This is a genomic window from Salmonella sp. SSDFZ54 (assembly GCF_004010735.1).
Classification (GTDB): Bacteria; Pseudomonadota; Gammaproteobacteria; order Enterobacterales; family Enterobacteriaceae; genus Salmonella; species Salmonella enterica.
Genome location: NZ_CP034819.1, coordinates 763,869 through 783,164, shown reverse-complemented (window position 1 = coordinate 783,164; position 19,296 = coordinate 763,869). Strand labels below are relative to the sequence as shown.

Annotated in this window: 22 protein-coding genes and 1 pseudogene; 17 read left to right on the top strand and 6 right to left on the bottom strand. The window is 45.4% G+C overall.

Annotated features, from left to right (window positions below):
- Positions 1–21 precede the first annotated feature (21 nt).
- A complete protein-coding gene (locus EOS97_RS03735; RefSeq protein WP_000424946.1) occupies positions 22–516 on the top strand; it encodes a hypothetical protein in 495 nt (164 codons plus the stop codon).
- A 244-nt stretch (positions 517–760) separates the two neighbouring features.
- On the opposite strand, the gene pphB is transcribed toward EOS97_RS03735, so the two are convergent.
- On the bottom strand, positions 761–1,417 hold the full coding sequence (gene pphB / locus EOS97_RS03730) for a protein-serine/threonine phosphatase (protein ID WP_000420450.1): 657 nt from the start codon (positions 1,415–1,417) through the stop codon (positions 761–763).
- A gap of 232 nt (positions 1,418–1,649) precedes the next feature.
- On the opposite strand from pphB, the pseudogene EOS97_RS03725 reads away from it, so the two are divergent.
- A pseudogene (locus tag EOS97_RS03725) lies at positions 1,650–2,068 on the top strand (transposase); the annotation flags it as partial.
- Between the two features lie 72 nt (positions 2,069–2,140).
- Here the strand turns inward: EOS97_RS03725 and EOS97_RS03720 are convergent.
- Complete coding sequence (locus EOS97_RS03720; RefSeq protein WP_000971651.1) at positions 2,141–2,668, bottom strand: GNAT family N-acetyltransferase; 528 nt, start codon at positions 2,666–2,668, stop codon at positions 2,141–2,143.
- Positions 2,665–2,955: a DUF1778 domain-containing protein gene (locus EOS97_RS03715; RefSeq protein ID WP_000855694.1), complete on the bottom strand. Its 291-nt coding sequence runs from the start codon at positions 2,953–2,955 to the stop codon at positions 2,665–2,667. The genes EOS97_RS03720 and EOS97_RS03715 overlap by 4 nt, the downstream gene beginning before the upstream one ends.
- Positions 2,956–3,548: 593 nt before the next feature.
- On the opposite strand from EOS97_RS03715, the gene EOS97_RS03710 reads away from it, so the two are divergent.
- On the top strand, positions 3,549–3,875 hold the full coding sequence (locus EOS97_RS03710; protein WP_000393295.1) for a hypothetical protein: 327 nt from the start codon (positions 3,549–3,551) through the stop codon (positions 3,873–3,875).
- A gap of 272 nt (positions 3,876–4,147) precedes the next feature.
- On the opposite strand, the gene EOS97_RS03705 is transcribed toward EOS97_RS03710, so the two are convergent.
- The 3 genes from EOS97_RS03705 to invH form a co-directional block, all read right to left on the bottom strand.
- The gene (locus EOS97_RS03705) at positions 4,148–4,495 is read right to left on the bottom strand and encodes a DUF1493 family protein (protein ID WP_001555786.1); all 348 of its coding nucleotides are present in this window, start codon (positions 4,493–4,495) and stop codon (positions 4,148–4,150) included.
- The gene (locus tag EOS97_RS03700) at positions 4,480–4,929 is read right to left on the bottom strand and encodes an STM2901 family protein (protein ID WP_000381609.1); all 450 of its coding nucleotides are present in this window, start codon (positions 4,927–4,929) and stop codon (positions 4,480–4,482) included. The genes EOS97_RS03705 and EOS97_RS03700 overlap by 16 nt, the downstream gene beginning before the upstream one ends.
- A 431-nt stretch (positions 4,930–5,360) precedes the next feature.
- A complete protein-coding gene (gene invH / locus EOS97_RS03695; RefSeq protein ID WP_000715095.1) occupies positions 5,361–5,804 on the bottom strand; it encodes an SPI-1 type III secretion system invasion lipoprotein InvH in 444 nt (147 codons plus the stop codon).
- A 456-nt stretch (positions 5,805–6,260) separates the two neighbouring features.
- Between invH and invF the strand changes: the two genes are divergently transcribed.
- From invF to sicA, 14 genes are all read left to right on the top strand, one after another.
- Positions 6,261–6,911 carry a type III secretion system transcriptional activator InvF gene (invF, locus tag EOS97_RS03690; RefSeq protein ID WP_001728903.1) on the top strand — a complete coding sequence of 217 codons (651 nt, stop codon included), beginning with the start codon at positions 6,261–6,263 and terminating at the stop codon, positions 6,909–6,911.
- A complete protein-coding gene (invG, locus tag EOS97_RS03685) occupies positions 6,908–8,596 on the top strand; it encodes a type III secretion system outer membrane ring protein InvG (RefSeq protein ID WP_000848102.1) in 1,689 nt (562 codons plus the stop codon). Before invF ends, invG begins: the two co-directional genes overlap by 4 nt.
- Positions 8,593–9,711 (top strand): type III secretion system gatekeeper InvE, encoded by a 1,119-nt coding sequence (gene invE / locus EOS97_RS03680; protein ID WP_000612171.1) that lies wholly within the window; start codon positions 8,593–8,595, stop codon positions 9,709–9,711. The genes invG and invE overlap by 4 nt, the downstream gene beginning before the upstream one ends.
- Before the next feature lie 24 nt (positions 9,712–9,735).
- Positions 9,736–11,793 carry a type III secretion system export apparatus protein InvA gene (gene invA, locus EOS97_RS03675; RefSeq protein WP_000927219.1) on the top strand — a complete coding sequence of 686 codons (2,058 nt, stop codon included), beginning with the start codon at positions 9,736–9,738 and terminating at the stop codon, positions 11,791–11,793.
- A gap of 23 nt (positions 11,794–11,816) precedes the next feature.
- Entirely contained in the window at positions 11,817–12,224 is a 408-nt protein-coding gene (gene spaK, locus EOS97_RS03670) for an SPI-1 type III secretion system chaperone SpaK (protein ID WP_001164066.1), read from the top strand.
- Positions 12,221–13,516 (top strand): SctN family type III secretion system ATPase InvC, encoded by a 1,296-nt coding sequence (gene invC, locus EOS97_RS03665; RefSeq protein WP_000856766.1) that lies wholly within the window; start codon positions 12,221–12,223, stop codon positions 13,514–13,516. Before spaK ends, invC begins: the two co-directional genes overlap by 4 nt.
- Positions 13,494–13,937 (top strand): SPI-1 type III secretion system protein SpaM, encoded by a 444-nt coding sequence (spaM, locus tag EOS97_RS03660; protein WP_000555884.1) that lies wholly within the window; start codon positions 13,494–13,496, stop codon positions 13,935–13,937. The genes invC and spaM overlap by 23 nt, the downstream gene beginning before the upstream one ends.
- A complete protein-coding gene (gene spaN / locus EOS97_RS03655) occupies positions 13,937–14,947 on the top strand; it encodes an SPI-1 type III secretion system protein SpaN (RefSeq protein ID WP_000503104.1) in 1,011 nt (336 codons plus the stop codon). Before spaM ends, spaN begins: the two co-directional genes overlap by 1 nt.
- On the top strand, positions 14,947–15,858 hold the full coding sequence (gene spaO, locus EOS97_RS03650; RefSeq protein ID WP_000058734.1) for an SPI-1 type III secretion system protein SpaO: 912 nt from the start codon (positions 14,947–14,949) through the stop codon (positions 15,856–15,858). Before spaN ends, spaO begins: the two co-directional genes overlap by 1 nt.
- Positions 15,848–16,522, top strand: a complete 675-nt coding sequence (gene spaP, locus EOS97_RS03645; RefSeq protein ID WP_000526016.1) for an SPI-1 type III secretion system export apparatus protein SpaP — start codon at positions 15,848–15,850, stop codon at positions 16,520–16,522. The genes spaO and spaP overlap by 11 nt, the downstream gene beginning before the upstream one ends.
- A gap of 25 nt (positions 16,523–16,547) precedes the next feature.
- Positions 16,548–16,808 carry an SPI-1 type III secretion system export apparatus protein SpaQ gene (spaQ, locus tag EOS97_RS03640; protein ID WP_000342503.1) on the top strand — a complete coding sequence of 87 codons (261 nt, stop codon included), beginning with the start codon at positions 16,548–16,550 and terminating at the stop codon, positions 16,806–16,808.
- A 3-nt stretch (positions 16,809–16,811) separates the two neighbouring features.
- Positions 16,812–17,603, top strand: a complete 792-nt coding sequence (gene spaR, locus EOS97_RS03635) for an SPI-1 type III secretion system export apparatus protein SpaR (RefSeq protein ID WP_000498965.1) — start codon at positions 16,812–16,814, stop codon at positions 17,601–17,603.
- The gene (gene spaS, locus EOS97_RS03630) at positions 17,590–18,660 is read left to right on the top strand and encodes an SPI-1 type III secretion system export apparatus protein SpaS (protein ID WP_000097721.1); all 1,071 of its coding nucleotides are present in this window, start codon (positions 17,590–17,592) and stop codon (positions 18,658–18,660) included. The genes spaR and spaS overlap by 14 nt, the downstream gene beginning before the upstream one ends.
- A 137-nt stretch (positions 18,661–18,797) precedes the next feature.
- Positions 18,798–19,295 (top strand): SycD/LcrH family type III secretion system chaperone SicA, encoded by a 498-nt coding sequence (gene sicA / locus EOS97_RS03625; protein ID WP_000386309.1) that lies wholly within the window; start codon positions 18,798–18,800, stop codon positions 19,293–19,295.
- Position 19,296: the final 1 nt, after the last annotated feature.

The window sequence follows — 19,296 nt, the reverse complement described above, 5'->3', positions numbered from 1 at the left end:
TTTTTATACAAGGATGAATCAATGGAACTGTATGTATCAAAAACCAGCCAGCAAAACATGCCTGTGGAGTTCAATATCTATTATTCCAGATCTAAAACGTTGGTTGGTATTGTGTTCTGGATTTGTATGATGGGAGTTTTTATTGCGCTGGCGGTGAGTATGGCCACCGATCCCGAGGAGCCCAAAACTGGCGGTGCCGTCTTTATGGGACTTATTTGTTGCGGCAGTCTGTTATTTATTGTGCGCCTGGCTCGCTCATTTTTAAGCGCGGCAAAGCCGGCAGTCACCATCAGTCGTGAAGGTATTCGCTTCTGTAATGGCAAATTCGCGGCCTGGACAAATATCGCCGAAAACACCTGGCATTCACAGAGCATTAACTTCATCCCGGCCGCCGCCGGTATTAAGATTGTGTTGCATGAAGGCAAGCCGATCCATTTCGCCACCACGGTTATTGCGCTTTCTTCCGATAGGTATCTTGAGCTGTGCGATCTTTACTCGTCTCAGGCGATCGAGTAACTACCTGCGTCGGATTACGGCTTCGTTTTTTTGGCCTGCGATCTTAATGCTGAAATGGGCGGAAAAACGCGAAATTTAGACGCTATTACGAATGGGCAATGGTACTTATTGAAGGCTATATCATTGCCCATAATGCAGGGAGGGTTAATATTCTATGATAGAATTCTATGTTTGAATATATATCCTCAGAATACAAAATAAAGTAACGCTATCGTTGCGTATATTATATAATTCTATTTCCAGATTACTTTATTTTAAAAAAAGACAGATTGCCTGAACAGAAAGAACCGGTGTCAATGTAGATTTGATTGGCGAATGTTGTTGTGTAGTCAACAATCATATGGCCGAAGATAAAAGTATCCGCACCGCGTATTGGATGGATATTCCCCTGTAACGAACCAAGCAGACGATCGCGTGACCATAGAACGCTAGCAATATCAACTTGCTTCCCATAATCGTAGCTGTCATCTGGATAATCGGCATGGGCAATCACGTACTTCTTTGAGGACGTTTCAACTTCTATGATGTGAGGACGCTGCTTAAAAGTTAGTAATAGCTCAGTGGCTTCTTGCCTGTCTTTTTCGGTGACCGAGTCGTACCAGTAACCACCGTTTACATACCAGAAATTGCCATCCTGTGTTTCAAAAGCGTCAAGCGCCATAGCTTCATGATTACCCACTACAGAAATAAACCATGAGGTATTTAACAGTTTCAGTGTTTCAAGGTTTTCTTTTCCTCGATCAATGTTATCTCCAGTGGAGATCAAGAGATCGGTATCAGGAGAGAAATTTAATTGAGCCAGTCTGGTTAACAATAAGGAGTAACATCCATGAATATCACCAACGACCCAAATGTGGCGATAGAGATCGCTGTTGATGTCAGCATAACGAATTAATTCCATGATGTTCCTATAGCACAATTTTGGAGGCTGGTATTATAACAAAGAAGTAGGGTGATATTAATTTTTATTCTTTAAAATATACAGTTATTAAAATAACCTACAAGCTAGAAATCAACAGATAATATATATTTTATGAATCGGTTAATTAAAGTAGACGATGTGCTTGAAAGATGCACTATTTCTCGCGCAACACTTTACTGATTAATTGCAAAGGCATACTTTCCCGCTCAGAGGCTCGACAGATGCGCAGGCACTGCCGGGGTTGATTAGCCAGACTCACCGTAAAATCAGGGAAGCCTCGGCTGACGGCGCTTATGACACGCGCTATTGCCATGATGTGTTGTTGAGGAAAAAAATCAGGCCGCTAATCCCGCCACGAAGCGGTGCGCGATACTGGCCGGGCAAGTACCATGAGCGTAACCACGCGGTGGCAAATCAACATCGGAGCGGCAGCAATGAGGTCTGGAAAAGAAAGTGGGCTATCACCGTCGTTCAGTAGTGGAAACAGCGATGTTCCGTCTCAAAACCTTGCTGGGCGACCATCTGAGCCTGCGGAACTATGACGCGCAGGTGGGTGAAGCGATGGCGATGGCCAAAGCGCTGAACAGGATGACGTTGTTGGCAATGCCGACCAGCGTCAGGCTCGTATAACGAGTGCTCCGGTGGGAGTCCTGTATCCTTATCGTTGGCCGATTCTGAATTATTCAACAAAGCCTCATGTTGTCATAACCTACCAGATGCAGATAAAGCCGCATAAAGCGTTTTAAACGACAGTAACAAGGAAAGGGGTTGATCGTTTAATGGTACTGCGCCAAATCCTTTGTACCAGTCGCAGACCTGTTTATTTTTGGCATCAATAAGCAGGGCTACGCCACCGACCTGCAAAGCCGCCTGTATGCAACGCTTTCCGGCAGATAACAAAAGTTGTGCTCCCAGCCCTTGCCCCTGCATAGATTTGTCTACGGCTAAACGACCCAGACGAAACACTGGCACATCGTATCCCCCTAATCCTTTGCTGATTGCGCCGGGAACCTGTGCATATATCAGTGATGCAGGACTGACTGAGTAAAAGCCGTGGATACGTGTAACATCCGAATTATCAAGCGCAACATAGGTTTTCGTTGTCCCTTTCTCATGATTTTGTCGTGCATGGCGTTGCAGGAATTGGTTCAGATCGGCATCCCCACAATCAAAATTCATTCGATTGTGGGTTTTTCCTATCGCGGCCTCATGCCAGTCTGTAAACATCATTTCTTCATGTCCGGCAGGGCGAAAGCAGCGGCAAGAAGCTTTTCATTCGGCGCTGGCGGGTTATCTAAAATTTCCATGATCATTTGAGTATCGCGCTCCGTCAGATATACCCGTTCGGCGGCATCAACAATCTTCTGTGCGACAGGTAGTACGTTACTGACCACAAAATCCGTCAGGTTGGTTTGCTGGATTGCCGCAGCGCGGACTATCAACTTTTTGGCATCCGTCGATACACGCAACGACAGCCTTTCGTTAGATTCTATAGCTATCTGAGGCATGGTTTTCATCCTCCTGTTTATGAACAATATGTACAATTATAATACATATCTGTACGCTTTCAAGGCGTACATGTGAGGATGATATAGTCCAGACATGGCAAGAAGGTCGTTCACTGTCTTTAAACAGGGGATTAACTTCGGTTTATCGCGATTGCATTATTTTAATCTCACTGATTACGTATCATCAGGGAGTTTGCTAAATATATTCATGATTCTCTTTTTTGCCGTAACTGGTTGATTGATCCTACCCGCGTAATAGGGACACAACCCTAAGCGGCGGACATCTTCTGCTCACGTTCAGAAGAAGAGAGCTGAGTTTGCTGTTTACGTGGCTTTTTGGTGGTTGATGCTGGTTTTGTCATGTGAGTCACCTCTTGCTTGAGCGTTTACTCACTTAGTTGCGTGTCCACTATTGCTGAGTAAGATCAGATGGTTAAAAATCAACAAAGGCCCAACGGCGTGCATTAGGCCCTGGTGATGAAGGTGGCATACGGGAGGATGTATATCCTACATTTTCATCCGGATGATGTAACAAAAATACAGATATCGGTAATGAAAGGATCATCACCGTTTAATAGAGGCCCATATATTGAGGTTCCATAATGGAAGAAGTTAACGCTGAATTCACAATCGTTGTTGAGTCTGATCTGGATAAATATGAGTTAATTGATTTTTTATCCCAAGGGATTCCAGACATAATAAAAGTGAATTCATTATATTTAAGATACGAAAATACAATGATTACAATAGAAAGAAATTATGACTGTAATCCTAAGTTGATAAATGAGAATGATGGGTGGCTGTATTATAAATATGAATTAACGGTATTTTCCATGGAGAATACCTCGTATGAATATCAGTATGAATTAGCGAATAAAATTATGAATGCTCTACGTGAGGCGGGATATCTGGCAGAATCAATTTGGTAATATACCGGTACCTATGTAACAGCATTGTCGCCGCCATACACGCAGGCTAAAAAAGAGTGGATAGTCAAACACATTCAGAAATGTCTACTCGCGATATACACCAGAACAAAATGGTCAATTTGAAACGGATGGCGTCAAAGTTACTGGTGATCGAAAGGTAGATACAACAAATTATTTTAATTTGAAAAGCATATGAAATTTACTACTTTTAATTTTAACCGATTAACAAAATTCATAGTAATTAACTCCTGATTAATTCGACATATTTTTCACTAATCATAAAGCCATTTCCCAGCTTTCGCTGACTCAGAAAACATTCTGATTGTTAAAGGTGTACGAGTTCGTTCTACATCTTCCCGTTTTAATTTAAACCATCGTGTAAGCAGTGGAGTATTCTCCCAGGGAAAATAACACGACCATTTAACTTGTGATAAATCTACATTAAATTTTTTTTCAAATTTATCCAAAGCTTCATGCAGGTCATCGCCTGGAGCTTCAAATAAATCAGAATCAAGTTCTAAAGGGATTTCCTTCCAATTGCTGTCTAAATATCCGGGAATCTCTTCACGGAAGAGTGCTAACACCTCTTGCTGAATTGTGTCCATCAAAAGGATGTCCATTGTATACGATCTTTAGGGCGTGCTATTAGGTTGTATTTTGCCTGAGTTCTCCTTGATACCTGGTAAATTGAATTCACAAGACCAACCCAACCTAACCATGGAACATATCGTGCTATGACTGCGGCAAGATTATTTGTTTTTCGCATTCTTATACCAACGGGTGTAGGAACTCTAATACCAAAAGGAGTTCGTGCATTTCGTAAAAGCATTCTCCCATACCTGGAGATAACACTTGTCCCTTTGATTGCCTCTCCCGGTTTCGTTCTGGTTTTTAACCACGGTTGCCCGGCGAGGATGGTAGCACCTGACTCAATACCAATCCCAGGTTCATCACAAAATTGCTCAAGGAAAATTACATCAAATAGTTCACCTGCTGGCAGGTTCGATTGTCCGTGGTAGAAGTAGGTTCCGTTTAGTTCTTCTGTCGTATCCATTCAATCACCTTATAGACTGTTTGCCATTCATTCCAGACATCGGGACGTTTCTGCCGCTATACTAGCCTGGTCGTCAATACGCTGTCACAGGTAAAAAGAACGTTATTCGCGAAAAGTGGATGGGGTATCGTAAGAATGCCAACATGTGGGGCAAGAGGGGGATGTCATTTTATCGCGATATACGAGACGATAGTTTGTCAGTATAAGTTTCGGCTATTTTCCCGAGTCTGGGAGGCCGTTCTTTATCGCCAATAAAAAAAGCAGCAGCGAGGTGCTGCTGTATCAAAAAGCAGATTGATAAATGCAACGTAAGAGACAAATGGCCAACCGTAAAAGTGACCATAGCTATAATAATTATATTGATATTAAGTGGCAATGCAAAATATGGTCTTAATTATATCATGATGAGTTCAGCCAACGGTGATATGGCCTTATAAGGCTTGCAGTCTTTCATGGGCAGCAAGTAACGCCTGATATATGCTTAAATTCTTACTTCCGGGTTCAAGCAAAACTTTTTTAAATTCGGTCATGAGTTGCTCTTCATCTTCTTTCGAACGCATGTATTGTGGATGTTCCTGGAAGAAGGTGAGCGCCTGCTCTTTGGTTTGCTTATATTTTTCGCAAAAAATGCTTGAGCTGATTGCGCTATTTTTTGATGCGGAATTATCAGCGTTCTGGTTTGATAATGATTTATTCTTCGCAAGGTCTGACGGCACATACGGAAGAGACTGACACTCATCAATACTATTTGCGTTGGCCAGTTGCTCTTTCTGAGCGCCAGGTTGCTGTACCGGTTTGCTCACGGAGGAAGGGAGGGGTACCTGGGCACAGCCGATCAGTAAAAAGACAGGAAGACAGCTATAAAATTTTTTCATATTAACTCCAACTACAGAAGAATGAGGCGCAATGTTTTTACACAACCGTCAGAACGTTATCTGACAATAGTTATAAGGGGGTGAATGCGTTTCAGGAATGCTAGCAAAAAAAACTCCTGATATAAATAATTAATTCTCCATTCCGATGACAATATCTGAATTTTTGCTGCTGTAGAATAATAAGCCAGAATTTATACACTATGAGCTGATTTTCTATTTTAAATCAGCGAGCACTGTGCAAGTTGGCTAATTTAATTAGCGGGTGGCATCAGTTTCATAATGTTTGCATCAGGATTTTGCCACCCGCTCCCGGTATTGTTTACATATTAAAATGATTTTTAACTGGTGCTGACAACTATGCTAAATACGCAGGAAGTACTTAAAGAAGGAGAGAAGCGGAAAATCCGCAGCCCGGAAGCATGGTTTATACAGACGTGTTCCGCGCAAAAGCTGCATATGTCATTTTCTGAAGGCCGACACAATGAAAACTGCCTGATTCAGGAAGGCGCGCTGCTTTTTTGCGAGCAGGCCGTTGTCGCACCAGTATCAGGAGACCTGGTTTTTCGACCGTTAAAAATTGAAGTACTCAGCAAATTACTGGCATTTATCGATGGCGCAGGATTAGTGGACACGACATATGCTGAATCCGATAAATGGGTTTTGCTGAGTCCTGAGTTTCGCGCTATTTGGCAAGATCGTAAACGCTGCGAGTACTGGTTTTTGCAGCAAATTATTACGCCTTCTCCGGCCTTCAATAAGGTACTGGCGCTGTTACGAAAAAGCGAGAGTTACTGGTTGGTTGGCTATTTACTCGCTCAGTCAACCAGCGGCAACACGATGAGAATGCTGGGAGAAGACTATGGCGTTTCTTATACCCATTTTCGTCGTTTGTGCAGCAGAGCGTTGGGCGGAAAAGCGAAGAGTGAATTACGAAACTGGCGTATGGCGCAATCGCTGCTGAATAGTGTAGAAGGCCACGAGAACATCACCCAATTAGCCGTTAATCATGGTTACTCATCGCCTTCACATTTTTCTAGTGAGATCAAAGAGCTGATCGGCGTTTCGCCGCGGAAATTATCAAATATTATTCAATTGGCAGACAAATGAAGACACATATTCTTTTGGCCAGAGTGCTGGCATGTGCCGCGCTTGTTCTGGTTGCACCTGGTTATTCTAGTGAAAAAATACCTGTAACGGGAAGTGGGTTTGTTGCGAAAGACGATAGCCTGCGGACATTTTTCGATGCCATGGCGCTACAGCTAAAGGAGCCTGTCATTGTTAGCAAAATGGCGGCACGAAAAAAAATTACGGGCAACTTTGAGTTTCACGATCCTAACGCATTACTGGAGAAGCTTTCCCTACAACTGGGGCTGATTTGGTATTTCGATGGGCAGGCTATCTATATTTATGACGCCAGTGAAATGCGCAATGCCGTGGTTTCTTTACGCAACGTCTCACTCAATGAGTTCAACAATTTTCTAAAACGCTCAGGTTTATATAACAAAAATTACCCGCTACGTGGCGATAACCGTAAAGGAACATTCTATGTTTCAGGGCCACCCGTCTATGTTGATATGGTGGTCAACGCCGCCACCATGATGGACAAGCAAAACGATGGTATTGAGCTGGGACGCCAGAAAATAGGGGTGATGCGTCTGAACAATACCTTCGTGGGCGATCGTACCTACAATCTGCGCGATCAGAAAATGGTTATTCCCGGTATTGCTACGGCCATTGAAAGGTTATTGCAGGGAGAAGAGCAGCCTTTAGGTAATATTGTCAGTAGCGAACCCCCGGCGATGCCAGCGTTTTCAGCGAATGGAGAGAAAGGTAAAGCAGCAAATTATGCCGGTGGCATGAGTCTGCAGGAAGCTTTAAAGCAAAATGCCGCGGCGGGCAATATTAAAATCGTGGCCTATCCGGATACCAACAGTTTGTTAGTAAAGGGAACGGCTGAGCAGGTGCATTTTATCGAAATGCTGGTTAAAGCGCTGGATGTCGCCAAACGTCACGTAGAATTATCCCTGTGGATTGTCGATCTTAATAAAAGCGATCTGGAGCGTTTGGGCACTTCATGGAGCGGCAGCATTACTATTGGGGACAAACTTGGCGTGTCATTAAACCAGTCTTCAATAAGTACCCTCGATGGCAGTCGATTCATCGCCGCGGTCAATGCGTTAGAAGAGAAGAAACAGGCGACGGTGGTTTCGCGTCCGGTATTACTGACTCAGGAAAATGTTCCCGCTATTTTTGATAACAACAGAACGTTTTACACCAAGCTGATTGGGGAACGTAATGTGGCGCTTGAGCATGTAACATACGGAACAATGATCCGAGTGCTGCCCCGTTTTTCCGCAGATGGTCAGATAGAAATGTCGCTGGACATTGAAGATGGCAACGATAAGACGCCGCAATCCGATACTACCACCTCCGTAGATGCGTTACCCGAAGTCGGGCGAACGTTAATTAGCACTATTGCAAGAGTTCCGCACGGAAAAAGTTTGCTGGTCGGTGGTTATACACGGGATGCAAATACCGATACTGTCCAAAGTATTCCGTTTTTAGGCAAATTACCGCTTATTGGTAGCCTGTTCCGTTATTCCAGTAAGAATAAAAGTAATGTTGTTCGTGTGTTCATGATTGAACCAAAAGAAATTGTCGACCCGTTAACGCCGGATGCCAGCGAATCGGTAAACAATATTCTGAAGCAAAGCGGTGCCTGGAGTGGGGACGATAAGTTACAGAAATGGGTTCGTGTTTATCTGGATAGAGGTCAGGAGGTAATTAAATGATTCCTGGCTCAACCTCTGGTATTTCATTTTCCAGAATATTGTCCCGGCAGACATCTCATCAGGATGCGACCCAGCATACTGATGCGCAACAGGCGGAAATACAACAGGCCGCAGAGGATTCGTCTCCAGGGGCGGAAGTACAAAAATTTGTCCAGTCGACGGACGAAATGTCAGCGGCGCTGGCGCAATTTCGTAACCGTCGCGATTATGAAAAAAAATCCAGTAATTTATCTAACAGTTTTGAACGCGTGCTGGAGGATGAGGCTTTACCGAAGGCGAAGCAAATATTAAAGCTAATTAGCGTACATGGCGGCGCGTTAGAAGATTTTTTACGTCAGGCGCGTAGCTTATTTCCTGACCCCAGTGATTTAGTCCTTGTGTTACGCGAATTGCTTCGTCGTAAAGACCTGGAAGAGATCGTGCGGAAAAAGCTGGAGTCGTTACTTAAGCACGTTGAAGAGCAAACCGATCCGAAGACCCTCAAGGCAGGGATTAATTGTGCGTTGAAGGCCCGGCTTTTTGGGAAAACATTATCGTTAAAACCAGGCTTATTGCGTGCCAGCTATCGGCAATTTATCCAGAGTGAATCACATGAAGTGGAGATTTACTCTGACTGGATAGCCAGTTATGGCTATCAACGTCGACTGGTGGTACTGGATTTTATTGAGGGTTCGCTATTAACCGATATTGACGCGAATGACGCCAGTTGTTCGCGCCTGGAGTTTGGCCAGCTTTTACGACGCCTGACGCAACTTAAAATGTTGCGCTCCGCTGACCTACTGTTTGTGAGTACATTGTTGTCGTATTCGTTTACCAAAGCGTTTAATGCGGAGGAGTCGTCGTGGTTACTACTGATGCTTTCGCTATTGCAACAGCCACATGAAGTGGATTCGCTGTTAGCCGATATTATAGGCTTGAATGCGTTATTGCTTAGTCATAAAGAACATGCATCCTTTTTGCAGATATTTTATCAAGTATGTAAAGCCATACCCTCTTCACTCTTTTATGAAGAATATTGGCAGGAAGAATTGTTAATGGCGTTACGTAGTATGACCGATATTGCCTACAAGCATGAAATGGCAGAACAGCGTCGTACTATTGAAAAGCTGTCTTAATTTAATATTAACAGGATACCTATAGTGCTGCTTTCTCTACTTAACAGTGCTCGTTTACGACCTGAATTACTGATTCTGGTACTAATGGTGATGATCATTTCTATGTTCGTCATTCCATTACCTACCTATCTGGTTGATTTCCTGATCGCACTGAATATCGTACTGGCGATATTGGTGTTTATGGGGTCGTTCTACATTGACAGAATCCTCAGTTTTTCAACGTTTCCTGCGGTACTGTTAATTACCACGCTCTTTCGTCTGGCATTATCGATCAGTACCAGCCGTCTTATCTTGATTGAAGCCGATGCCGGTGAAATTATCGCCACGTTCGGGCAATTCGTTATTGGCGATAGCCTGGCGGTGGGTTTTGTTGTCTTCTCTATTGTCACCGTGGTCCAGTTTATCGTTATTACCAAAGGTTCAGAACGCGTCGCGGAAGTCGCGGCCCGATTTTCTCTGGATGGTATGCCCGGTAAACAGATGAGTATTGATGCCGATTTGAAGGCCGGTATTATTGATGCGGATGCTGCGCGCGAACGGCGAAGCGTACTGGAAAGGGAAAGCCAGCTTTACGGTTCCTTTGACGGTGCGATGAAGTTTATCAAAGGTGACGCTATTGCCGGCATCATTATTATCTTTGTGAACTTTATTGGCGGTATTTCGGTGGGGATGACCCGCCATGGTATGGATTTGTCCTCCGCTCTGTCTACTTATACCATGCTGACCATTGGTGATGGTCTTGTCGCCCAGATCCCCGCATTGTTGATTGCGATTAGTGCCGGTTTTATCGTGACTCGCGTAAATGGCGATAGCGATAATATGGGGCGGAATATCATGACGCAGCTGTTGAACAACCCATTTGTATTGGTTGTTACGGCTATTTTGACCATTTCAATGGGAACTCTGCCGGGATTCCCGCTGCCGGTTTTTGTTATTTTATCGGTGGTTTTAAGCGTACTCTTCTATTTTAAATTCCGTGAAGCAAAACGTAGCGCCGCCAAACCTAAAACCAGCAAAGGCGAGCAGCCGCTCAGTATTGAGGAAAAAGAAGGGTCGTCGTTAGGACTGATTGGCGATCTCGATAAAGTCTCTACAGAGACTGTACCGTTGATATTACTTGTGCCGAAGAGCCGGCGTGAAGATCTGGAAAAAGCTCAACTTGCGGAGCGTCTACGTAGTCAGTTCTTTATTGATTATGGCGTGCGCCTGCCGGAAGTATTGTTACGCGATGGCGAGGGCCTGGACGATAACAGCATCGTATTGTTGATTAATGAGATCCGTGTTGAACAATTTACGGTCTATTTTGATTTGATGCGAGTGGTAAATTATTCCGATGAAGTCGTGTCCTTTGGTATTAATCCAACAATCCATCAGCAAGGTAGCAGTCAGTATTTCTGGGTAACGCATGAAGAGGGGGAGAAACTCCGGGAGCTTGGCTATGTGTTGCGGAACGCGCTTGATGAGCTTTACCACTGTCTGGCGGTGACGCTGGCGCGCAACGTCAATGAATATTTCGGTATTCAGGAAACAAAACATATGCTGGACCAACTGGAAGCGAAATTTCCTGATTTACTTAAAGAAGTGCTCAGACATGCCACGGTACAACGTATATCTGAAGTTTTGCAGCGTTTGTTAAGCGAACGTGTTTCCGTGCGTAATATGAAATTAATTATGGAAGCGCTCGCATTGTGGGCGCCAAGAGAAAAAGATGTCATTAACCTTGTGGAGCATATTCGTGGAGCAATGGCGCGTTATATTTGTCATAAATTCGCCAATGGCGGCGAATTACGAGCAGTAATGGTATCTGCTGAGGTTGAGGATGTTATTCGCAAAGGGATCCGTCAGACCTCTGGCAGTACCTTCCTCAGCCTTGACCCGGAAGCCTCCGCTAATTTGATGGATCTCATTACACTTAAGTTGGATGATTTATTGATTGCACATAAAGATCTTGTCCTCCTTACGTCTGTCGATGTCCGTCGATTTATTAAGAAAATGATTGAAGGTCGTTTTCCGGATCTGGAGGTTTTATCTTTCGGTGAGATAGCAGATAGCAAGTCAGTGAATGTTATAAAAACAATATAAGGGCTTAATTAAGGAAAAGATCTATGCAACATTTGGATATCGCTGAATTAGTTCGTTCCGCACTGGAAGTAAGTGGTTGCGATCCTTCATTAATTGGAGGAATAGATAGCCATTCAACAATTGTTCTGGATTTATTTGCATTGCCAAGTATCTGTATCAGCGTCAAGGACGATGATGTATGGATCTGGGCGCAATTGGGTGCTGACAGCATGGTGGTATTACAACAGCGGGCTTATGAAATCTTAATGACCATAATGGAAGGATGCCATTTTGCCCGCGGCGGGCAATTACTTCTGGGGGAGCAGAATGGGGAGCTAACGCTTAAAGCCTTAGTGCATCCGGATTTTTTATCTGACGGTGAAAAGTTCTCTACTGCCTTGAATGGGTTTTATAACTATCTGGAAGTTTTTAGTCGGTCGCTAATGAGATGAAAACACCTCGTTTACTGCAATATCTGGCCTACCCACAAAAAATAACCGGCCCAATTATTGAGGCGGAATTGCGCGATGTGGCCATTGGCGAACTGTGTGAAATACGCCGTGGCTGGCACCAAAAACAGGTTGTTGCACGTGCGCAGGTGGTTGGCTTACAGCGGGAACGCACCGTGCTGAGCCTTATCGGCAATGCCCAGGGGCTGAGCCGCGATGTCGTGCTTTATCCCACTGGACGTGCGTTATCGGCGTGGGTGGGATACTCGGTATTAGGCGCGGTGTTGGATCCGACGGGGAAAATCGTTGAGCGTTTTACCCCTGAAGTGGCGCCGATTAGCGAAGAACGCGTTATTGATGTCGCACCGCCGTCTTACGCTTCGCGCGTTGGCGTCCGTGAACCGCTGATTACCGGTGTGCGCGCGATTGACGGGTTATTGACCTGTGGCGTAGGCCAGCGAATGGGCATTTTTGCCTCCGCAGGATGCGGTAAGACCATGCTGATGCATATGCTGATCGAGCAAACGGAGGCGGATGTCTTTGTTATTGGTCTTATCGGTGAACGAGGCCGTGAGGTCACTGAATTCGTGGATATGTTGCGCGCTTCGCATAAGAAAGAAAAATGCGTGCTGGTTTTTGCCACTTCCGATTTCCCCTCGGTCGATCGCTGCAATGCGGCGCAACTGGCGACAACCGTAGCGGAATATTTTCGCGACCAGGGAAAACGGGTCGTGCTTTTTATCGATTCCATGACCCGTTATGCGCGTGCTTTGCGAGACGTGGCACTGGCGTCGGGAGAGCGTCCGGCCCGTCGAGGTTATCCCGCCTCCGTATTCGATAATTTGCCCCGCTTGCTGGAACGCCCCGGGGCGACCAGCGAGGGAAGCATTACTGCCTTTTATACGGTACTGCTGGAAAGCGAGGAAGAGGCGGACCCGATGGCGGATGAAATTCGCTCTATCCTTGACGGTCACCTGTATCTGAGCAGAAAGCTGGCCGGGCAGGGACATTACCCGGCAATCGATGTACTGAAAAGCGTAAGCCGCGTTTTTGGACAAGTCACGACGCCGACACATGCTGAACAGGCATCTGCCGTGCGTAAATTAATGACGCGTCTGGAAGAGCTCCAGCTTTTCATTGACTTGGGAGAATATCGTCCTGGCGAAAATATCGATAACGATCGGGCGATGCAGATGCGGGATAGCCTGAAAGCCTGGTTATGCCAGCCGGTAGCGCAATATTCATCCTTTGATGACACGTTGAGCGGTATGAATGCATTCGCTGACCAGAATTAAAGTATTGCAGCGGCGCTGTACGGTATTTCATTCACAGTGTGAGTCGATATTACTTCGCTATCAGGATGAGGACCGCGGGCTGCAGGCCGAGGAGGAGGCGATCCTTGAACAAATAGCGGGTCTGAAATTGTTATTAGATACGCTGCGTGCAGAAAACAGACAGCTCAGTCGTGAGGAAATTTATACGTTATTACGTAAGCAGTCTATTGTTCGCCGGCAGATAAAAGATTTAGAACTCCAGATTATACAAATTCAGGAAAAACGGAGCGAGCTGGAAAAGAAAAGGGAAGAGTTTCAGAAAAAAAGTAAATATTGGTTGCGCAAAGAAGGGAACTATCAACGCTGGATAATCCGTCAGAAAAGACACTACATCCAGCGAGAGATACAGCAGGAAGAGGCCGAGTCAGAGGAGATAATTTAATGGGCGATGTGTCAGCTGTCAGTTCATCCGGAAACATTTTACTGCCGCAGCAGGATGAGGTCGGCGGTTTATCAGAAGCATTAAAAAAAGCGGTGGAGAAACATAAGACAGAATATTCTGGTGATAAAAAAGATCGCGACTATGGTGATGCTTTCGTAATGCATAAAGAAACGGCTTTACCGGTATTACTGGCGGCATGGCGACATGGCGCGCCAGCAAAATCAGAACATCACAATGGCAACGTTTCTGGTCTGCATCATAACGGAAAAGGCGAACTCAGGATTGCTGAAAAACTGTTGAAAGTCACTGCTGAAAAATCTGTCGGTTTGATCTCTGCGGAGGCCAAAGTAGATAAATCCGCAGCGTTGCTATCGTCTAAAAATAGGCCGTTAGAAAGCGTAAGCGGTAAAAAATTATCTGCTGATTTAAAAGCCGTGGAATCCGCTAGTGAAGTAGCCGATAACGCCACGGGAATCTCTGACGATAATATCAAGGCATTGCCTGGAGATAATAAAGCCATCGCGGGCGAAGGCATTCGTAAAGAGGGCGCGCCGCTGGCGCGGGATGTCGCACCTGCCCGAATGGCCGCAGCCAATACCGGTAAGCCTGACGATAAAGATCATAAAAAGGTTAAAGATGTTTCTCAGCTTCCGCTGCAACCAACCACTATCGCCGATCTTAGCCAATTAACCGGCGGCGATGAAAAAATGCCTTTAGCGGCGCAATCAAAGCCGATGATGACTATTTTTCCCACTGCCGATGGCGTGAAAGGAGAGGATAGCTCGCTGACTTACCGTTTTCAGCGCTGGGGAAATGACTATTCCGTCAATATTCAGGCGCGGCAAGCAGGGGAGTTTTCGTTAATACCGTCAAATACGCAGGTTGAACATCGTTTGCATGATCAATGGCAAAACGGTAATCCCCAGCGCTGGCACCTGACGCGAGACGATCAACAAAATCCGCAGCAGCAACAGCACAGACAGCAATCTGGCGAGGAGGATGACGCCTGATGTCATTGCGTGTGAGACAGATTGATCGTCGCGAATGGCTATTGGCGCAAACCGCGACAGAATGCCAGCGCCATGGCCGGGAAGCTACGCTGGAATATCCGACGCGACAGGGAATGTGGGTTCGGTTGAGCGATGCAGAAAAACGGTGGTCGGCCTGGATTAAACCTGGGGACTGGCTTGAGCATGTCTCTCCCGCTCTGGCGGGGGCGGCGGTTTCTGCTGGCGCTGAGCACCTGGTCGTTCCCTGGCTTGCTGCAACAGAGCGACCGTTTGAGTTGCCCGTGCCGCATTTGTCCTGTCGGCGTTTATGCGTAGAGAACCCCGTGCCGGGAAGCGCGCTGCCGGAAGGGAAATTGTTGCACATTATGAGCGATCGGGGCGGCCTGTGGTTTGAGCATCTTCCTGAACTGCCTGCAGTCGGGGGCGGCAGGCCGAAAATGCTGCGTTGGCCGTTGCGCTTTGTAATCGGTAGCAGTGATACGCAGCGTTCGTTGCTGGGCCGAATCGGGATCGGAGATGTACTCCTGATTCGTACTTCCCGTGCGGAAGTTTATTGCTACGCGAAAAAGTTAGGTCATTTCAACCGTGTTGAAGGGGGAATTATTGTGGAAACGTTAGATATTCAACATATCGAAGAAGAAAATAATACAACTGAAACTGCAGAAACTCTGCCTGGCTTGAATCAATTGCCCGTCAAACTGGAATTTGTTTTGTATCGTAAGAACGTTACCCTCGCCGAACTCGAAGCCATGGGGCAGCAACAGCTATTATCACTGCCGACCAATGCTGAACTTAACGTTGAAATTATGGCGAATGGTGTTTTGCTGGGTAATGGCGAACTGGTACAGATGAATGACACCTTAGGCGTTGAGATCCATGAATGGCTGAGCGAGTCTGGTAATGGGGAATGATATCTCATTAATTGCCTTACTGGCATTTTCCACCCTGTTGCCATTTATTATTGCGTCAGGAACCTGTTTCGTTAAATTTTCTATTGTATTTGTCATGGTGCGTAACGCCCTGGGATTGCAGCAGATACCTTCAAATATGACGCTTAACGGCGTCGCATTGCTGCTTTCTATGTTTGTTATGTGGCCCATAATGCATGATGCCTACGTCTATTTTGAGGACGAAGATGTCACCTTTAATGATATTTCGTCATTAAGTAAACACGTTGATGAAGGTCTGGATGGTTATCGCGATTATCTGATCAAATATTCAGATCGCGAGTTAGTCCAGTTTTTTGAAAACGCGCAACTGAAGCGTCAGTATGGAGAAGAGACCGAGACGGTAAAGCGTGACAAAGATGAAATTGAAAAACCATCAATATTTGCGTTATTACCTGCTTATGCGCTGAGCGAAATAAAAAGCGCGTTTAAAATTGGTTTTTATCTCTATTTGCCCTTTGTCGTCGTCGACCTGGTGGTATCCAGCGTGCTACTGGCGCTGGGGATGATGATGATGAGTCCGGTGACGATATCTACACCTATTAAGCTGGTGCTTTTTGTCGCGCTTGATGGCTGGACCTTACTGTCTAAGGGATTGATATTACAGTATATGGACATTGCAACATGACATCATTACGAGACGGGATAGTTAAATGGATGATTTAGTGTTTGCAGGTAATAAGGCGCTCTATCTTGTTTTGATCCTGTCAGGGTGGCCGACGATTGTCGCAACGATTATCGGCCTCCTGGTAGGGTTATTCCAGACGGTAACGCAATTACAGGAACAGACGCTGCCTTTTGGCATTAAATTACTTGGCGTGTGTTTGTGCTTGTTTTTACTCTCTGGCTGGTATGGCGAAGTTTTACTCTCTTACGGGCGTCAGGTGATATTCCTGGCGTTGGCTAAGGGGTAAAAAATGTTTTACGCGTTGTACTTTGAAATTCATCACCTGGTTGCGTCTGCGGCACTAGGGTTTGCTCGCGTGGCGCCGATTTTTTTCTTCCTGCCGTTTTTGAATAGCGGGGTATTAAGCGGCGCGCCGAGAAACGCCATTATCATCCTGGTGGCATTGGGAGTATGGCCGCATGCATTGAACGAGGCGCCGCCGTTTTTATCGGTGGCGATGATCCCGTTAGTTCTGCAAGAAGCGGCGGTAGGCGTCATGCTGGGCTGTCTGCTGTCATGGCCTTTTTGGGTTATGCATGCGCTGGGTTGTATTATCGATAACCAGCGAGGGGCAACGCTAAGTAGCAGTATCGATCCGGCAAACGGTATTGATACCTCGGAAATGGCTAATTTCCTGAATATGTTTGCCGCTGTCGTTTATTTACAAAACGGCGGTCTGGTCACGATGGTTGACGTGTTAAATAAAAGCTATCAGCTATGCGATCCGATGAACGAGTGCACGCCTTCATTACCGCCGCTATTAACGTTTATTAATCAGGTGGCTCAAAACGCCTTGGTTCTGGCCAGTCCGGTGGTATTAGTGCTGTTGCTGTCAGAAGTATTCCTGGGTTTATTGTCGCGCTTTGCTCCGCAAATGAACGCCTTTGCGATTTCACTGACGGTAAAAAGCGGTATTGCTGTTTTAATTATGCTGCTTTATTTCTCCCCGGTACTACCGGACAATGTACTGCGACTCTCTTTCCAGGCCACAGGATTAAGCAGTTGGTTTTACGAGCGAGGGGCGACGCATGTCCTCGAATAAAACAGAAAAACCGACTAAAAAACGGCTGGAAGACTCCGCTAAAAAAGGCCAGTCATTTAAAAGTAAAGATCTCATTATCGCCTGCCTGACGCTGGGAGGAATTGCTTATCTGGTGTCGTATGGCTCATTTAATGAGTTTATGGGGATAATTAAGATCATTATTGCGGATAATTTTGATCAGAGCATGGCTGACTACAGTTTGGCCGTTTTTGGGATAGGGTTAAAATATCTAATTCCATTTATGCTGCTCTGCTTAGTGTGTTCCGCATTACCGGCGTTATTACAGGCCGGTTTTGTGCTGGCGACAGAAGCATTAAAACCTAATTTATCGGCGTTAAACCCGGTAGAAGGGGCGAAAAAACTTTTTAGTATGCGCACGGTTAAAGATACGGTCAAAACCCTACTGTATCTCTCATCCTTTGTGGTGGCCGCCATCATTTGCTGGAAGAAATATAAGGTTGAAATCTTTTCTCAGTTAAATGGCAATGTTGTGGATATTGCCGTCATTTGGCGTGAACTTCTCCTCGCATTGGTATTAACTTGCCTTGCTTGCGCATTGATTGTCTTATTATTGGATGCTATTGCGGAATATTTCCTGACCATGAAAGATATGAAAATGGATAAGGAAGAAGTGAAGCGTGAAATGAAGGAGCAGGAAGGGAACCCAGAGGTTAAATCTAAAAGACGTGAAGTTCATATGGAAATTCTGTCTGAACAGGTGAAATCTGATATTGAAAACTCACGCCTGATTGTTGCCAACCCCACGCATATTACGATCGGGATTTATTTTAAACCCGAACTGATGCCGATTCCGATGATCTCGGTGTATGAAACGAATCAGCGCGCACTGGCCGTCCGCGCCTATGCGGAGAAGGTTGGCGTACCTGTGATCGTCGATATCAAACTGGCGCGCAGTCTTTTCAAAACCCATCGCCGTTATGATCTGGTGAGTCTGGAAGAAATTGATGAAGTTTTACGTCTTCTGGTTTGGCTGGAAGAGGTAGAAAACGCGGGCAAAGACGTTATTCAGCCACAAGAAAACGAGGTACGGCATTGAGCCGCGTAAAGCAGTAGCGATGTATTCATTGGGCGTTTTTTGAATGTTCACTAACCACCGTCGGGGTTTAATAACTGCATCAGATAAACGCAGTCGTTAAGTTCTACAAAGTCGGTGACAGATAACAGGAGTAAGTAATGGATTATCAAAATAATGTCAGCGAAGAACGTGTTGCGGAAATGATTTGGGATGCCGTTAGTGAAGGCGCCACGCTAAAAGACGTTCATGGGATCCCTCAAGATATGATGGACGGTTTATATGCTCATGCTTATGAGTTTTATAACCAGGGACGACTGGATGAAGCTGAGACATTCTTTCGTTTCTTATGCATTTATGATTTTTACAATCCCGATTACACCATGGGACTGGCGGCGGTATGCCAACTGAAAAAACAATTTCAGAAAGCATGTGACCTTTATGCAGTAGCGTTTACGTTACTTAAAAATGATTATCGCCCCGTTTTTTTTACCGGGCAGTGTCAATTATTAATGCGTAAGGCGGCAAAAGCCAGACAGTGTTTTGAACTTGTCAATGAACGTACTGAAGATGAGTCTCTGCGGGCAAAAGCGTTGGTCTATCTGGAGGCGCTAAAAACGGCGGAGACAGAGCAGCACAGTGAACAAGAAAAGGAATAAT

Excerpts from the sequence above, each read along its gene's own strand:
- EOS97_RS03735 (WP_000424946.1), top strand. The coding sequence starts at position 22 with ATGGAACTGTATGTATCAAAAACCAGCCAGCAAAACATGCCTGTGGAG.
- pphB (WP_000420450.1), bottom strand. The coding sequence starts at position 1,417 with ATGGAATTAATTCGTTATGCTGACATCAACAGCGATCTCTATCGCCAC.
- EOS97_RS03720 (WP_000971651.1), bottom strand. The coding sequence starts at position 2,668 with ATGATGTTTACAGACTGGCATGAGGCCGCGATAGGAAAAACCCACAAT.
- EOS97_RS03715 (WP_000855694.1), bottom strand. The coding sequence starts at position 2,955 with ATGAAAACCATGCCTCAGATAGCTATAGAATCTAACGAAAGGCTGTCG.
- EOS97_RS03710 (WP_000393295.1), top strand. The coding sequence starts at position 3,549 with ATGGAAGAAGTTAACGCTGAATTCACAATCGTTGTTGAGTCTGATCTG.
- EOS97_RS03705 (WP_001555786.1), bottom strand. The coding sequence starts at position 4,495 with ATGGACATCCTTTTGATGGACACAATTCAGCAAGAGGTGTTAGCACTC.
- EOS97_RS03700 (WP_000381609.1), bottom strand. The coding sequence starts at position 4,929 with ATGGATACGACAGAAGAACTAAACGGAACCTACTTCTACCACGGACAA.
- invH (WP_000715095.1), bottom strand. The coding sequence starts at position 5,804 with ATGAAAAAATTTTATAGCTGTCTTCCTGTCTTTTTACTGATCGGCTGT.
- invF (WP_001728903.1), top strand. The coding sequence starts at position 6,261 with ATGTCATTTTCTGAAGGCCGACACAATGAAAACTGCCTGATTCAGGAA.
- invG (WP_000848102.1), top strand. The coding sequence starts at position 6,908 with ATGAAGACACATATTCTTTTGGCCAGAGTGCTGGCATGTGCCGCGCTT.
- invE (WP_000612171.1), top strand. The coding sequence starts at position 8,593 with ATGATTCCTGGCTCAACCTCTGGTATTTCATTTTCCAGAATATTGTCC.
- spaK (WP_001164066.1), top strand. The coding sequence starts at position 11,817 with ATGCAACATTTGGATATCGCTGAATTAGTTCGTTCCGCACTGGAAGTA.
- invC (WP_000856766.1), top strand. The coding sequence starts at position 12,221 with ATGAAAACACCTCGTTTACTGCAATATCTGGCCTACCCACAAAAAATA.
- spaM (WP_000555884.1), top strand. The coding sequence starts at position 13,494 with ATGCATTCGCTGACCAGAATTAAAGTATTGCAGCGGCGCTGTACGGTA.
- spaN (WP_000503104.1), top strand. The coding sequence starts at position 13,937 with ATGGGCGATGTGTCAGCTGTCAGTTCATCCGGAAACATTTTACTGCCG.
- spaO (WP_000058734.1), top strand. The coding sequence starts at position 14,947 with ATGTCATTGCGTGTGAGACAGATTGATCGTCGCGAATGGCTATTGGCG.
- spaP (WP_000526016.1), top strand. The coding sequence starts at position 15,848 with ATGGGGAATGATATCTCATTAATTGCCTTACTGGCATTTTCCACCCTG.
- spaQ (WP_000342503.1), top strand. The coding sequence starts at position 16,548 with ATGGATGATTTAGTGTTTGCAGGTAATAAGGCGCTCTATCTTGTTTTG.
- spaR (WP_000498965.1), top strand. The coding sequence starts at position 16,812 with ATGTTTTACGCGTTGTACTTTGAAATTCATCACCTGGTTGCGTCTGCG.
- spaS (WP_000097721.1), top strand. The coding sequence starts at position 17,590 with ATGTCCTCGAATAAAACAGAAAAACCGACTAAAAAACGGCTGGAAGAC.
- sicA (WP_000386309.1), top strand. The coding sequence starts at position 18,798 with ATGGATTATCAAAATAATGTCAGCGAAGAACGTGTTGCGGAAATGATT.